Below are 14280 nucleotides of genomic sequence, written 5' to 3' on the forward strand. Positions count from 1 at the left end.
CGACGCCCGGGTGCGGACCCGCATGACGCTCAGTGGGCTGCGGCGTCCCAATCGTGCCCGCGGCCGATCTGGACCTCCAGCGGTACCGACAGTTCGGCGGCACCCGCCATCTGTGCTCGGACGATGCGCTCCAGGGCGTCCCACTCCCCCTCGGCGACCTCGAAGATCAGTTCGTCGTGCACCTGCAGCATCATCTGCGAGCTGAGGGATTCGGAGCGCAGCTCGGACTCGATGCCGATCATGGCGCGCTTCATGATGTCGGCGGCCGAACCCTGGATCGGGGCGTTCAGTGCCTGACGTTCGGCGTTCTCCCTGACCAGTCGGTTGGGGCTCGAGAGCTCGGGGAAGAGCCTGCGACGACCGAAGATCGTCTCGGTGTAGCCGTCGAGCTTCGCCTGCTCGACGACGTTGCGCAGGTAGTCGCGGACCGCACCGAAGCGCTCGAAGTAGTCGACCATGAGCTGCTTCGCCTCAGCGCTCGAGATCCGCAGCTGCTTCGAGAGCCCGAACGCGCTCAGACCGTAGGCGAGTCCGTACGACATCGCCTTGACCTTGTTGCGCATCGCTGGCGTGACGTCCTCGGCGGCGACGCCGAAGATGCGCGCGCCGACGAAGCGGTGGAGGTCCTCGCCGGACTTGAACGCCTCGATGAGGCCGGCGTCGCCGGAGAGGTGCGCCATGATCCGCATCTCGATCTGCGAGTAGTCGGCGGTCAGCAGGGTCTCGTACCCGGAGCCGGCTTGGAAGGCGGCGCGGATGCGGCGTCCTTCCTCGGTGCGCACGGGGATGTTCTGCAGGTTCGGGTCGGTCGAGGAGATCCGACCGGTGCTGGTCCCGATCTGCACGTACGTCGTGTGGATTCGGCCGTCGGGCGTGATCGCCTTGTCGAGCGTCTCCACGATCTGGCGGAGCTTCGTCGCATCGCGGTGCTCGAGGAGCAGCCCCAGGAACGGGTGCGGGCTCTTCTCCTGGAGGTCGGCGAGGGCGCCGGCATCGGTCGAGAACCCCGTCTTGTTGGCGCGCGTCTTCGGCATGGCGAGCTGGTCGAAGAGGACCTCCTGCAACTGCTTCGGGGACCCGAGGTTGACCTCGCGGCCGATCTCCGCGTACGCGTTGCTCGCGAGCTCCGCAGCCCGGTTGCCGAGCTGCTCGGACAGGCCACTCAGGATGTCATGGTCGACGGTCACCCCGGTCAACTCCATGTGGGCCAGCACCTGGAGGACCGGCAGTTCCATGTCGAGCAGCACGCCGAGCGACCCGGCGTCGAGCGCCGTGCGGGTGGCCTCGGCGACACGGAGGGCGTACCAGGCGGTACCGCCGACACCCACGGGGTCGGTCTCGGGGACGAGCTGGTTCGGGTCGGCGACGGGCATCGACTCGTCGAGATAGCGCGTGATGAGGTCGGCGATGGTCTTGTCGCCGCCGCTCGGACGCAGGAGCCAACCGGCGACCGCGGTGTCGTAGCCGAGTCCGTTGACCGTCAGGCCGGCGCGCGTGACCGCCTGGAGCTGTGGCTTGGCGTCGTGCATGATCTTCGGGGCGTCGCTCGCCAACCACGCTTCGAGCGGCGCGTAGTCGGCTTCGCCGGGACGCCAGGCGAGCGAGACGATCTCCGTGGGGGTCGCGAGGCCGGCTGCGACCGGGAGGCCTCCGTCGAGGTCGAGGTGGAGACCGATCCCGGCGGGATGTGCGGCGGCGGCACGGGTGATCCACGCCTCGAGCTCCTCGTCGAGCAGCTCCTTCTGCGGTGGCATGACCACGCCGCCCGCCTGCGGTGCGGACACGTCCGTGTTGGCCTCGAGTCCGTCGAGCTTGAGGACCCGGTCGAGCAGCGTGCGGAACTCGAGCCGCCCGAAGACGGCCGCCACCGCGTCCGCATCGATCGGTCGGCGCTCGAGGTCGGTCGGTCCGACGGGCAGTTCGACGTCGGTGAGGAGCCGGTTGAGGCGGCGGTTGCGGACCGCGTTCTCCTTGTGCTCGCGGAGGCTCTCCCCCACCTTGCCGGTGATCTCGTCGGCGCGCTCGAGGATCTGCTCGAGGGAACCGAACTGGTTGAGCCACTTCACGGCGGTCTTCTCGCCGACCTTCGGGATGCCCGGGAGGTTGTCGCTCGTCTCGCCGACGAGCGCTGCGATCTCCGGGTACTGCTCGGGCCGGATGCCGTAGCGCTCGAAGACCTTGGCACCGTCGTACCGGGTGAGCGCGGAGACACCCTGACTCGACGGGTACAGCAGGGTGACGTCGTCGGTGACGAGCTGGATGGTGTCGCGGTCGCCGGAGACGACGAGCACACGGAAGCCCTCCTCGGCGCCCTGCTTGGCGAGGGTGGCGAGGATGTCGTCGGCCTCGTAGTCCTCCTTGCTGATCGTCGTGATGTTCATCGCCTTAAGCGCCTCCTCGAGGAGCGGCACCTGCCCCTTGAACTCCGGCGGGGTCTCGCCGCGCGTGCCCTTGTACTCGGGGTACTCGCGGGTGCGGAACGAACGGCGCGAGATGTCGAAGGCCACGGCGATGTGGCTCGGGTTCTCGTTCTTGAGCAGGCTGATCAGCATGGAGATGAAGCCGTGGATGGCGTTCGTGTGCTGACCGTCGCGGGTTTGGAAGCTGTCGACCGGCAGGGCGTAGAACGCCCGGAACGCGAGCGAGTGGCCGTCGACGACGAGGAGGGTAGGCTTTTCTGATTCCGACACGCGCCCAGCCTACAAGCCGGTGCCGACACGGCTCAGGCCCGATCCGAAGGTGGACATGACGAACGAGACCGACGACGCACTCGAGTTCCTGCGGACGAGGGGCAGCGGCGCACTCGCCGCCAAGATGGGCATCGAGTTCACCGAGTTCACGGTGCAGCGATCCGTCGCCACCATGCCGGTCGAGGGCAACACCCAACCCGCGATGCTGCTGCACGGTGGGGCCAACGTCGTGCTCGGCGAGTCCCTCGGGTCGATGGCCGCCAACCTCTTCGCGGGCCCGGGCAAGCTCGCCGTCGGCATCGACATCAACGCGACGCACACCAGGTCCGCCACCGAGGGCCTCGTGACGGGGGTCTGCACCCCGATCCACCTCGGCCGTTCGCTCACCGTGCACGAGATCGCCGTCACCGACGAGCAGGGACGACGGTGCTCCACGATCCGCATCACGAACCTCATCAAGGACGCACCGACCGGCTGACGAGCCCGGTATCGGACACAGCAGAGCGGCCCGCCCCCGAGGGGACGGGCCGCTCTTGCGACGAGGGAGGAGCGCTACTTCTTGGCGCTGAGCTGCTCGATGATGGCCTGCGCGACATCGTGCATGGTGAGGCGACGGTCCATGGAGGCCTTCTGGATCCAGCGGAACGCCTCGGGCTCGGTGAGGCCCATCTTCTCGTTGAGGAGGCCCTTCGCCCGGTCGACGAGCTTGCGGGTCTCGAAGCGCTCGACCATGTCGGCGACCTCGGCCTCGAGGGTGATGATCTGCTGGTAGCGCGAGAGGGCGATCTCGATCGCGGGAAGGAGGTCGTTCGGCGTGAACGGCTTCACGACGTAGGCGAGGGCGCCTGCCTCGCTCGCCCGCTCGACGAGCTCCTTCTGGCTGAAGGCCGTGAGGAGGACCACCGGGGCGATGTGCGCCTTGCCGATGCGCTCGGCCGCGGAGATGCCGTCGAGCTGAGGCATCTTGACGTCCATGATCACGAGATCCGGACGGAGTTCCGTCGCGAGGGCGACAGCGGTCTCGCCGTCGCCGGCCTCGCCGACGACCTCGAAACCGTTGTCGCGGAGGATCTCGACGATGTCGAGGCGGATGAGGGATTCGTCCTCAGCGACGACGACGCGCCGTGGGGCTGCGGGAGGGGTCTCTTGCTCGGTCACCCTCAAATCCTACGGTACTCTGATGCAGGTTGCTGTTCGCCGTGCGGCGGACGCGCCGGTGTGGCGGAATGGCAGACGCGGAGCACTCAAAATGCTTTGTCGAAAGACGTGTGGGTTCGAGTCCCACCACCGGTACCGCGGATGAGTGGGAAAGCCCTCCGGGCGCACTCAACATGCTTTGTCGAAAGACGTGTGGGTTCGAGTCCCACCACCGGTACTCTCTTCAGCCAGTTCAGGCTCCGGACTCAGGCTCCGGACTCAGCCCGTCCAGGCTCCGACGACTCGTGAACCGCGCCCGATCGTCAAGCCCCTGCGCGAGGTGTCGGCGACGCCGTAGCGTACCGTCGAGAGCACGGCGTACCTCACGTCGTCCGACACGATGGGACCCGACACCATGACCGCAGAGCACACCGACCCACGCCAGGACGTCCACGACGCCAGCACCGACGACCGGCTCCAGGGCATCCTCGTGCAGGTCGCGGGCGACCGGTCCCTCACCCCGGACCTCGACGTGCGCGCCGCGCTGACCGACCGTCTCAGCGACCAGGGCATCGACGTCGACGCGGCCGAGCTCGACCGTCTCGTCAGCGCCCTCCCGGGTCAGCCCGGCGAAGAGCCCGGACCGTTCCTCACGGACGGCGCGACACCGGCCGACGACGCGAACTGATCAGAAGCCGCGCTCGACCGCGGCGGCCGGACCGTCGGCCTTCGTCGTCAGCTCCGGTCCGCCGACGGCGTCGCCCGTCCACGTGTCGACCCGCCAACCGGTCGTCGCGTCTCCGTCGACGATGATGACGCCGGTGTTCGTGATGGGGTGCGTGCCGATGAAGTGTCCGTCGACGTTCGCCCCGCGCAGCCCGAGCCAGGACCGGAGCATCGCTCCGTGGCTCACGACCACCACGCTCTCCAGTCCGGAGCCCTCGACCTCCTCGATCACCGCGTCGAAGCGCGCGAACACCTCGTGGCCGTTCTCGCCGCCCGGCATCCGGGTGTCGAGGTCGCCCATCGCCCAGGCCACGATGGTGTCGATGTAGACCTGGACGGCCTCGGGTGACCCGAGCATCTCGTTGTCGCCGGCGCTGATCTCCCGGAGTCCGTCGCGGACGATCACGGGGAGCCCGCTGACCTCGGCGACGGGTGCGGCGGTCTGCTGCGCCCGCACCGCCGTGGAGGCGTAGACCGCGTCGATCCGCTCCCCCACGAGCGCTTTGGGGAGGGCGGCCGCCTGCGTCTCACCGAGTTCCGTGAGGACGGCCCCGGGGATCGCGGTGTCGAGGAGCCCGGCGACGTTGGACGAGGTCTGACCGTGTCTGATGAGGATGAGGCGCATACCTCCAGGGTAGGCGAGCGACCTGACGACGGTCAGCTCCCGGTGCGGAGTGTGCCGGGATCAGCTGCGAGGGTCCCATCGCGGCTCGGCACTCCCCAGGACCGCCGCCGGGGACGCGTGGTCGACGAAGGCGGCCAGCGCGGGGCGCGCCGTCGTCACTGTGCCGTGGGTGACCAGGCACCGCACTCCCGGGAGGTCGGCCGGCTGACGATCCTCGGTTCGTGGCAGTCGCTGCAGCGCCGCGCCGACGCGCGCGAGCGACACCGACGAGTGACCTGCATCGCCGCCGCCGACGACCCTCGCCACGTCGTCGAGGACGGCCGCCGCCAGGAGGTATCCCGCGCTGTGGTCGAGTGCCTGAGCCGGTAGGGCCCCCGGGGTGCCGTCCTCCCCTTCGACCACGGCGATGCCCGTGGCGGCCTGCACCAGGCTGTCGAAACCGCGACGATCACCCCACGGTCCCGTCGTGCCCCACGCGTCGACCGAGGCGGTGACCAGGCCGTCGCGACGTCGCAGCCCGAGGTCGTCGAGGGCGTGCGGTCGGTACCCCGTCACCAGGATGTCGGCCTCATCGCTCAGGGTCTGGAGCGTCGCGAGGCCGCGCGGCGTCGACGCGTCGAGGGCCGCCGTCCGCTTCCCCTGGCCGCTGTCGGTGTGCTGCCACGGGATCTCGGGGAGCTGCGGTGGGTCCACGCGGAGGACGTCGGCTCCGAGGAGGGCGAGCGTCCTGGTGGACACCGGACCGGCGATCACCCGCGTCAGGTCGAGGACGCGGAGACCGCGCAAGGGGTGCCGCCTCGTCGGCTGCACCGACGAGGCGATGCTCGAGCCGGCGGAGCCGCCGTGGCGCCTGACGAGCGGTCCGTCACCGACGGCGGCCTGTGGTGTGGACGACCACTCGGCAGCGCTCCGGACGGCGACGAGGAGTGCGCCGACTCCCGCGGCCTCCGATTCCAGCTCGAGAGCCGAGCGGGAGGCGATCGCCGAGGCGAGCTCTGCGCGGGTGGCCTCGTCGCCGATCCCGAGCATGGCGCTCAGGCGGCGACGATGGTGCGGGTAGTTCGCGTGCGTGCGCACCCAGCCGTCTGCCGCGGCGAAGAAGCCGGACAGTGGCGCGAACGCGTCCACGGCTGCTCCGTCGATCCGCAACAGGCGGTCGCTCTGGTAGGCCGCGGCGATCCGCTCGAGGTCGAGAGCCGTGTGCCGCGGCTCGTATCCGAGGGCGATGCGGAGTCGGTCGGCGGCATCCTCCACGGCGCCGACGGCGACCGCGGCGAGCTCCAGGACGGCGAATCGGGAGGCCAGGAGTCCCGCCGCACCGGTCGCCTCACGGTCGACACCTCCCGGGTCCAGGCCCACGGCGCTGCGGAGGGCGTCGTCGACGAGGACGGAACGGTTCATGGGCATCAGGCTAGACCCACGGCGTCCGGAATCGCGGTGCCACCGCACACCCGGCGGACGACGAAGGCCGTGGTCCCCGTACGGGAGGACCACGGCCTTCGCTGCTGTCGACGACTAGAGGACGTCGCCCACCTTGTGGACGCGGATGTCGTTCGTCGTCCCGGGGATGCCGGGAGGGGAACCGGAGATGATGATGACCGGCTCACCGACGGCGGCCTTGCCCGTGGCGACGAGGACCTCGTCCACCTGGGCGACCATCTGGTCGGTGTGCGTGACGCGCTCGACGACGAAGGACTCGACGCCCCAGTTCAGCGCCATCCGACGACGGATGGCCGGGTCGGGGGTGAACGCCAGGATCGGGATCCGGTTGCGGAGACGGGCCATGCGGCGGACCGACTCCCCCGACTCCGTGAACACGCAGAGGAACTTCGCCTCGACGAAATCGGCCACCTCGACGGCCGCCAGCGTGATCGCTCCGGCCTGGGTCCGCGGCTTCGTACCGAGCGGCGGAACGCGGTCGAGACCGTGGATCTCGGTCGACTCGACGATCCGGGCCATGGTCTGGACCGTGATCACCGGGTAGGCGCCGACACTCGTCTCGCCACTGAGCATCACCGCGTCAGCACCGTCGAGCACCGCGTTCGCGACGTCGGAGGTCTCCGCGCGGGTCGGGATGGGGCTGGAGATCATCGATTCGAGCATCTGCGTCGCGACGATGACCGGCTTCGCCATGCGGCGAGCGAGCTCCACCGCACGCTTCTGCACGATCGGAACGGCCTCGAGCGGGAGCTCGACACCGAGGTCGCCACGGGCGACCATGATCGCGTCGAACGCCTCGACGATGCCCTCGAGGTTCTCGACGGCCTGTGGCTTCTCGATCTTGGCGATCACGGGGACCTTGCGGCCCTCCTCCGCCATGATCTCGTGGACGCGGTCGATGTCGGCCGCGTCGCGCACGAAGGACAGCGCGATGAGGTCGGCGCCGAGACGAAGTCCCCAGCGAAGGTCCGCTTCGTCCTTCTCGCTGAGCGCGGGGACGTTGACGGCGACACCGGGGAGGTTGATGCCCTTGTTGTTCGACACCGGACCGGCGACGATGACGCGCGTGGTCACGACGGTGTCGTCCGCTTCAACGACCTCGACCTTGACCTTGCCGTCGTCGATCAGGAGGAAGTCGCCCGGCTTGACGTCCTGGGGCAGGCCCTTGAACGTCGTCGAGGAGATCTCCTTGGTGCCGAGGATGTCCTCGGTCGTGATCTTGAAGATGTCGCCGACGGCGAGGTCGTACGGGCCGCCCTCGAACTTGCCGAGGCGGATCTTCGGGCCCTGCAGGTCGACCAGGACGGCGACGGCACGGCCGGAGTCCTCGGTGGCCTTGCGCACGTTGGCGTAGATGGCCTCGTGCACGTCGTAGCTGCCGTGGCTCAGGTTCATCCGGGTGACATCGACCCCCGCATCGATGATGGCCCGGATGTTCTCATAGCTGGAGACTGCAGGCCCCAGCGTTGCGACGATCTTGGCTCGTCTCATGTGTGTGTGTTCTCCATGATTTCTGCGCGCGAGGCGCTTCGGTACTCACTGCTCGGCATGATGCGTCCGACGCTTGTCGTCCGCTTGAAAGCCTAGAGGGAGATGGGCTGGTCCGTGGGACGGACCGGGAAGGGAAGCTGGGTCTCGCCCTCGAGGTACTGGTCGACGGCCGCCGCCGCAGCGCGGCCCTCGGCGATCGCCCACACGATGAGGGACTGTCCACGACCGGCGTCGCCCGCGACGAACACGCCCGGCTGGTTGGTCTGGTAGTCGTGCTCCCGCGCCACATTGCCGCGCCCGGTGAACGGGAGCTGGAACTGCGACTCGAGGGTCTCGCCCTCCGGACCGGTGAATCCGAGCGCGAGGAGGACGAGGTCGGCCGGGATCTCCCGCTCGGTGCCGCTCTTCGGCACGCGGCGGCCGTCGATGAACTCCGTCTCGGCGACGCGGATCGCCCGCACCTCGCCGGCCTCGTTGGCGAGGAACTCGACGGTCGACACCAGGTACTCGCGGTTGCCGCCCTCCTCGTGCGCACTCGCGACCTCGAAGAGGGTCGGCATCATGGGCCACGGCTGGTGCTCGGGCCGCTCCCCCGCCGGCTGCGTGCCGATGGCCAGGTTCGTGACGGAGGCGGCACCCTGACGGTGCGCCGTGCCGATGCAGTCGGCACCGGTGTCGCCGCCGCCGAGGACCACCACGTGCTTGTCCTCCGCCGTGATCTGGTCGGAGACCATGTCGCCGGCGCCGACGCGGTTGGCCTGCACGAGGTACTCCATCGCGAAGTGGACCCCGGAGAAGTCACGACCGGGGATCGGGAGGTCGCGCGGCACCATGGCACCGGTGGCGATGACGACGGCGTCGTAGCGGGCGCGGAGCTCGTCCCAGCTGATGTCGACCCCGATGTCCACGCCGGCGCGGAACCGGGTGCCCTCGTCCTGCATCTGCTTCAGCCGGATGTCGAGGTGCTTCTTCTCCATCTTGAAGTCGGGGATGCCGTAGCGCAGCAGACCACCGATGCGGTCGTCGCGCTCGTAGACTGCGACCGTGTGCCCCGCACGCGTCAGCTGCTGGGCCGCGGCGAGACCGGCCGGACCGGAACCGACGACCGCGACCGTCTTGCCGGTCAGTCGCTCCGGCGGGTGGGACTCGACCCAACCGTTGGCGAACGCCTGGTCGATGATCGACACCTCGACCTGCTTGATGGTCACGGCGGGCTGGTTGATCCCGAGCACGCAGGAGCTCTCGCACGGCGCGGGGCAGAGACGACCCGTGAACTCCGGGAAGTTGTTCGTGGCGTGCAGCCGCTCGATGGCCGAGCGTCCCTCGCCGCGCCACATGAGGTCGTTCCACTCCGGGATGAGGTTGCCCAGCGGGCAGCCCTGGTGGCAGAACGGGATGCCGCAGTCCATGCAGCGACCGGCCTGCTTGCGGACGGTCGCGGGGTCGCTCTGCTCGTAGACCTCTTTCCAGTCCATGATGCGGACCGGCACGGGCCGGCGCTTCGGGAGCTCGCGCTCCGGTACCTTCAGGAATCCCTTGGGATCAGCCACCGGTCACCTCCAGGATTCGGTTCCATACGATGTCGCCGTCGGGGTCGAGCCCCTCGTCGAGTGCGGTCTGTCGGGTCGCCAGGACAGCCGCGTAGTCACGCGGGAGGACCTTGACGAAGCGGGCGAGTGAGTCGTCGATGTCGGCGAGCAGCCGGCCGGCCAGCGGAGAACCGGTCTCCACGACGTGCCGTTCGAGGAGGTCGCGGACGATCTCGGCGTCGGCACTGTCGAGCTCGGACAGGGTGAGCTCCCCCGATGCGAGGGAGTCACGGTTGACCTGGTCGCGTTCGAGGTCGAACACGTAGGCCGTGCCGCCGGACATGCCCGCACCGAGGTTCCGGCCGGTCTGCCCCAGGATGACGGCGAGACCGCCCGTCATGTACTCGAGCGCGTGGTCACCGACGCCTTCGACGACCGCCGTGGCGCCGGAGTTGCGCACCAGGAACCGCTCGCCGACGATCCCGCTGAGGAACATGGTGCCCTGGGTCGCGCCGTACCCGATGACGTTGCCGGCGATCACGTTCTCCTCGGGCGCGAAGGCGGCGCGCTCGGGTGGCCGGACGACGATCTGCCCACCGGACAGTCCCTTGCCGACGTAGTCGTTCGAGTCGCCGATGAGCCGCAGCGCGATGCCGCCGGGGAGGAACGCACCGAAGGACTGCCCAGCCGAGCCGCGCAGGGTGATGTCGATGCTCCCTGCCGGAAGCCCGTTCTCGCCGTGCCGCCGGGTGACCTCGTGGCCGAGCATGGTGCCGACCGCCCGCTCCGTGTTGCGGATGGGCAGGTCGACCGAGAAGTGGCCGCCGTGGTCCAGCACGTCCGAGGCGGCCGCGATGAGCTGCTGGTCAAAGTGCTTCTCGAGCTCGTGCTCCTGCGGGCGGCGGTTGATCCGCGGCTCGTCGTCGGCGAAGACGGGACCCACGAGGACCGGGGCCAGGTCGAGCCCGGACGCCTTCCAGTGGTCGATCGCCCGGTCGGCGTCGATCAGTTCGTTGTGGCCGATCGCCTCCTCGAGCGTCCGGAACCCGAGCTCGGCGAGGTACTCGCGCACCTCCTGGGCGATGAACTCGAAGAAGTTCACGACGAACTCCGGCTTGCCGGTGAACCGCTCGCGCAGCACCGGGTTCTGCGTCGCGACGCCGACCGGGCAGGTGTCGAGGTGGCACACGCGCATCATGACGCACCCCGAGACGACGAGCGGCGCCGTCGCGAAGCCGAACTCCTCGGCGCCGAGCAGTGCGCCGATGACGACGTCGCGTCCGGTCTTCATCTGTCCGTCGACCTGCACCACGACGCGGTCGCGCATGTTGTTGAGCATGAGCGTCTGCTGCGTCTCAGCGAGACCCAACTCCCACGGCGTGCCGGCGTGCTTCAGCGAGTTCAACGGGCTCGCACCGGTTCCGCCGTCGTGACCGGAGACGAGGATCACGTCGGAGAGCGCCTTCGCGACGCCCGCGGCCACCGCACCGATGCCGGACTGGCTCACCAGCTTGGTGTGGATCCGTGCCTTCGGGTTCGCACGCTTCAGGTCGAAGATGAGCTGCTTGAGGTCCTCGATCGAGTAGATGTCGTGGTGCGGCGGCGGCGAGATCAGTCCGACGCCCGCCGTGGCGTGCCGCGTCCGTGCCACCCACGGGTACACCTTCGTCGGCGGCAACTGCCCGCCCTCGCCGGGCTTCGCACCCTGGGCGAGCTTGATCTGGATGTCGTCGGCGTGCGTCAGGTACATGCTCGTCACGCCGAAGCGGCCGGAGGCGACCTGCTTGATCGCGCTGCGGCGCGTCGGGTCGAGGAGCCGGTCGACGTCCTCGCCGCCCTCACCCGTGTTCGACTTGGCGCCGATGCTGTTCATCGCGATCGCGAGCGTCTCGTGCGCCTCGCGCGAGATGGAGCCGTAGCTCATCGCCCCGGTCGAGAACCGCTTCACGATGGACGCGACCGACTCGACCTCGTCGAGCGGGACGGTCGGGCGGGCGCCGGTGCGGAGCGTGAACATCCCGCGGAGGGTCATGAGCTGCGCCGCCTGGGAGTCGACCATGTGGGTGTACTCGCGGAAGATGTCGTACCGGCGCGTCTTGGTCGCGTGCTGCAGCTTGAAGACCGTCTCCGGGTTGAAGAGGTGCGGCGAACCGTCGCGACGCCACTGGTACTCGCCGCCGGACTGCAGACGCTCGTGGGCCGTCGATGCGGCGTCCTCGGGGTAGGCGTACCGGTGACGCTTCGCGTTCTCCTCGGCGATCACCTCGATGCTGACACCGCCGAGCTTCGTCTCCGTACCGGTGAAGTAGCTGTCGACGAGCTGTTGGCTCAGTCCGACGGCCTCGAAGGCCTGTGCTCCAGCGTAGGAGGACACCGTGGAGATGCCCATCTTCGACATGATCTTGAGCACGCCCTTGCCGAGCGCCTTGATCACGTTCTTGACGGCCTGCTCGCGGGTGACGCCCTGGATGAGGCCGCTGCGGACGAGGTCCTCGCAGCTCTCCATCGCCAGGTACGGGTTGATCGCGGAGGCGCCGTAGCCGATGAGCAGCGCGACGTGGTGGACCTCGCGCACGTCGCCGGCCTCGACGACGAGCCCGACCTTCATGCGGTTCTCGGCGCGGATGAGGTGGTGGTGCACGGCGGCGAGCGAGAGCAGCGAAGGGATCGGCGCGAGGTCGGAGTTCGAGTCGCGGTCGCTCAAGACGATGAACTCCGAGCCGGCGAGGATCGCCTGGTCGACCTCGTCGCACATCTCGCGCAGGCGCGTCTCGAGTCCGGCCGAGCCGTCCTCGACGCGGTAGAGCGCCTTGACGGTCGTCGTCAGCGGGCTCGCCGGGTTCGGGTCGATGTGCTGGATCTTGGCGAGCTCGTCGTTGTCGATGACCGGGAAGTCGAGGACGACCTGCTTGGCGTGCTCCGGGCCCCACGAGAGGAGGTTGCGCTCCGGGCCGAGCCCGAGCTTCAGCGAGGTGACGACCTCTTCGCGGATCGAGTCGAGCGGCGGGTTGGTGACCTGGGCGAACTGCTGAACGAAGTAGTCGAACAGGAGTCGAGGGCGGTCGGAGAGCACCGCGATCGGGGTGTCCGACCCCATCGCGCCGAGCGGCTCCGCACCGTTCTGACCCATCGGCTGCAGGAGGATGCGCACCTCCTCCTCGGTGTACCCGAAGGTCCGCTGGCGGCGTGTGACGGATGCCGGCGTGTGCACGATGTGCTCGCGCTCCGGCAGGTCGCTCAGGTTGATGCGTCCGGCGTCGAGCCAGTCACCCCAAGGTGCCAATGCCGAGAGCTCGTCCTTGATCTCGTCGTCCTCGATGATCCGCCCGGCCTCGGTGTCGACGAGGAACATCTTCCCGGGGCGCAGACGGCCCTTGCGCTTGACCCGGCTCGGGTCGACCTCGAGGACGCCGATCTCGCTGCCCAGGACGACGAGACCGTCGGTCGTCTCCAGCCAACGACCGGGACGCAGGCCGTTCCGGTCCAGGGTCGCGCCGACCAGTGAGCCGTCCGTGAAGGTCAGGGCGGCCGGGCCGTCCCACGGCTCCATCTGCATGGAGTTGAACTCGTAGAAGTCGCGTCGCTCCTGGGACAGGCCGGTCTGCTTCTCCCAGGCCTCGGGCACCATCATCATCATGGCGTGCGGGAGGGACCGTCCGGTCAGCGTCAGCAGCTCGAGGACCTCGTCGAACGACGCGGAGTCGCTCGCTCCGGGTGTGATGATGGGGAGCAACGGGCGGATGTCGCCGATGAGCTCGGACTCGAGCTGCGACTGCCGCGCGCGCATCCAGTTGCGGTTGCCCTCGACCGTGTTGATCTCGCCGTTGTGCGCCATCATCCGCAGCGGCTGGGCGAGCGGCCAGGACGGGAACGTGTTGGTGGAGTACCGCGAGTGGACGATGGCGAGCTTGGTCGCGAACCGTTCGTCGGACAGGTCGGGGTAGAACGGTTCGAGCTGGAGCGTCGTGACCATGCCCTTGTAGACGAGCGTGCGGCTCGACAGGGAGATGAAGTACGCTCCGAGCTCCCGCTCCGCCCGCTTCCGGAGCCGGAAGGCGAGCCGGTCGAGGGCGATCCCGGTCGGCTTCGAGGCGCCGGACCCGGTGACGAACAGTTGCTCGAACGCCGGCATGGCTGCTCGGGCGAGCTTCCCGAGCTCGTCGGGGTCGACCGGCACCTCGCGCCAGCCGAGGACGGTGAGCTCCTCCTCGGCGGCGATCGCGGCGATACGCGTCTGGAGCTGCGCGCGCTCGGAGGCGTCGGTGGGCAGGAAGGCGATGCCCACGGCGTACGCACCGAGCGGCGGCAGGTCGAAACCGGCGACGCCGCGCAGGAAGGCGTCGGGCATCTGGGTAAGGATGCCCGCGCCGTCGCCGGTCCCGGCGTCGGAACCGATCGCACCGCGGTGCTCCAGGTTGCGGAGCGAACCGAGCGCCGCGTCGATGATGCTGTGCGAGGCCTCGCCTGTCAGGGTCGCGACCATCGCCAGGCCACAGGCGTCCTTCTCGTTCGCCGGGTCGTACATGCCCTGCTTGGGCGGAACCGAGCTGAACGAAGCGTACGGTGCATGCGCCATGGAATTACCGTCCTCACGAAAGGGGATCAGAAGGGGGACGTCGCTGGCCCTGGGACGAAACGGGTG

9 protein-coding genes and 1 tRNA gene are annotated in these 14280 nt (G+C 69.1%); 3 read left to right on the forward strand and 7 right to left on the reverse strand.

Annotated elements, in window-relative coordinates; translation table 11 throughout:
- Positions 1 to 29: 29 nt before the first annotated feature.
- Positions 30 to 2690 carry a DNA polymerase I gene (polA, locus tag QRN19_RS12525; protein ID WP_285027285.1) on the reverse strand — a complete coding sequence of 887 codons (2661 nt, stop codon included), beginning with the start codon at positions 2688 to 2690 and terminating at the stop codon, positions 30 to 32.
- A gap of 55 nt (positions 2691 to 2745) precedes the next feature.
- On the opposite strand from polA, the gene QRN19_RS12530 reads away from it, so the two are divergent.
- Positions 2746 to 3168, forward strand: coding sequence for a hotdog fold thioesterase (locus QRN19_RS12530; protein WP_285027286.1), 423 nt, complete (start codon positions 2746 to 2748; stop codon positions 3166 to 3168).
- Positions 3169 to 3242: 74 nt separating this feature from the next.
- Here the strand turns inward: QRN19_RS12530 and QRN19_RS12535 are convergent, their stop codons facing one another.
- Positions 3243 to 3848 (reverse strand): ANTAR domain-containing response regulator, encoded by a 606-nt coding sequence (locus QRN19_RS12535; protein ID WP_064296913.1) that lies wholly within the window; start codon positions 3846 to 3848, stop codon positions 3243 to 3245.
- Between the two features lie 54 nt (positions 3849 to 3902).
- Between QRN19_RS12535 and QRN19_RS12540 the strand changes: the two genes are divergently transcribed.
- Together QRN19_RS12540 and QRN19_RS12545 are read left to right on the forward strand one after the other, a co-directional pair.
- Positions 3903 to 3983 (forward strand) — tRNA-Leu (locus QRN19_RS12540).
- Between the two features lie 259 nt (positions 3984 to 4242).
- Entirely contained in the window at positions 4243 to 4515 is a 273-nt protein-coding gene (locus QRN19_RS12545) for a hypothetical protein (protein ID WP_285027287.1), read from the forward strand.
- Here QRN19_RS12545 and QRN19_RS12550 read toward each other — a convergent pair whose 3' ends face one another.
- The 5 genes from QRN19_RS12550 to gltB form a co-directional block, all read right to left on the reverse strand.
- Positions 4516 to 5178 carry a histidine phosphatase family protein gene (locus QRN19_RS12550; protein WP_285027288.1) on the reverse strand — a complete coding sequence of 221 codons (663 nt, stop codon included), beginning with the start codon at positions 5176 to 5178 and terminating at the stop codon, positions 4516 to 4518. It abuts the gene before it with no gap.
- Between the two features lie 60 nt (positions 5179 to 5238).
- Positions 5239 to 6579: a CoA transferase gene (locus tag QRN19_RS12555; RefSeq protein WP_285027289.1), complete on the reverse strand. Its 1341-nt coding sequence runs from the start codon at positions 6577 to 6579 to the stop codon at positions 5239 to 5241.
- 114 nt (positions 6580 to 6693) lie between these two features.
- The gene (pyk, locus tag QRN19_RS12560; RefSeq protein WP_064296910.1) at positions 6694 to 8109 is read right to left on the reverse strand and encodes a pyruvate kinase; all 1416 of its coding nucleotides are present in this window, start codon (positions 8107 to 8109) and stop codon (positions 6694 to 6696) included.
- A 92-nt stretch (positions 8110 to 8201) separates the two neighbouring features.
- Complete coding sequence (locus QRN19_RS12565; protein WP_285027290.1) at positions 8202 to 9659, reverse strand: glutamate synthase subunit beta; 1458 nt, start codon at positions 9657 to 9659, stop codon at positions 8202 to 8204.
- Entirely contained in the window at positions 9652 to 14214 is a 4563-nt protein-coding gene (gene gltB / locus QRN19_RS12570; protein ID WP_285027291.1) for a glutamate synthase large subunit, read from the reverse strand. Before gltB ends, QRN19_RS12565 begins: the two co-directional genes overlap by 8 nt.
- Positions 14215 to 14280: the final 66 nt, after the last annotated feature.

Source organism: Plantibacter sp. ME-Dv--P-122b, from assembly GCF_030209375.1.
Lineage (GTDB): Bacteria > Actinomycetota > Actinomycetes > Actinomycetales > Microbacteriaceae > Plantibacter.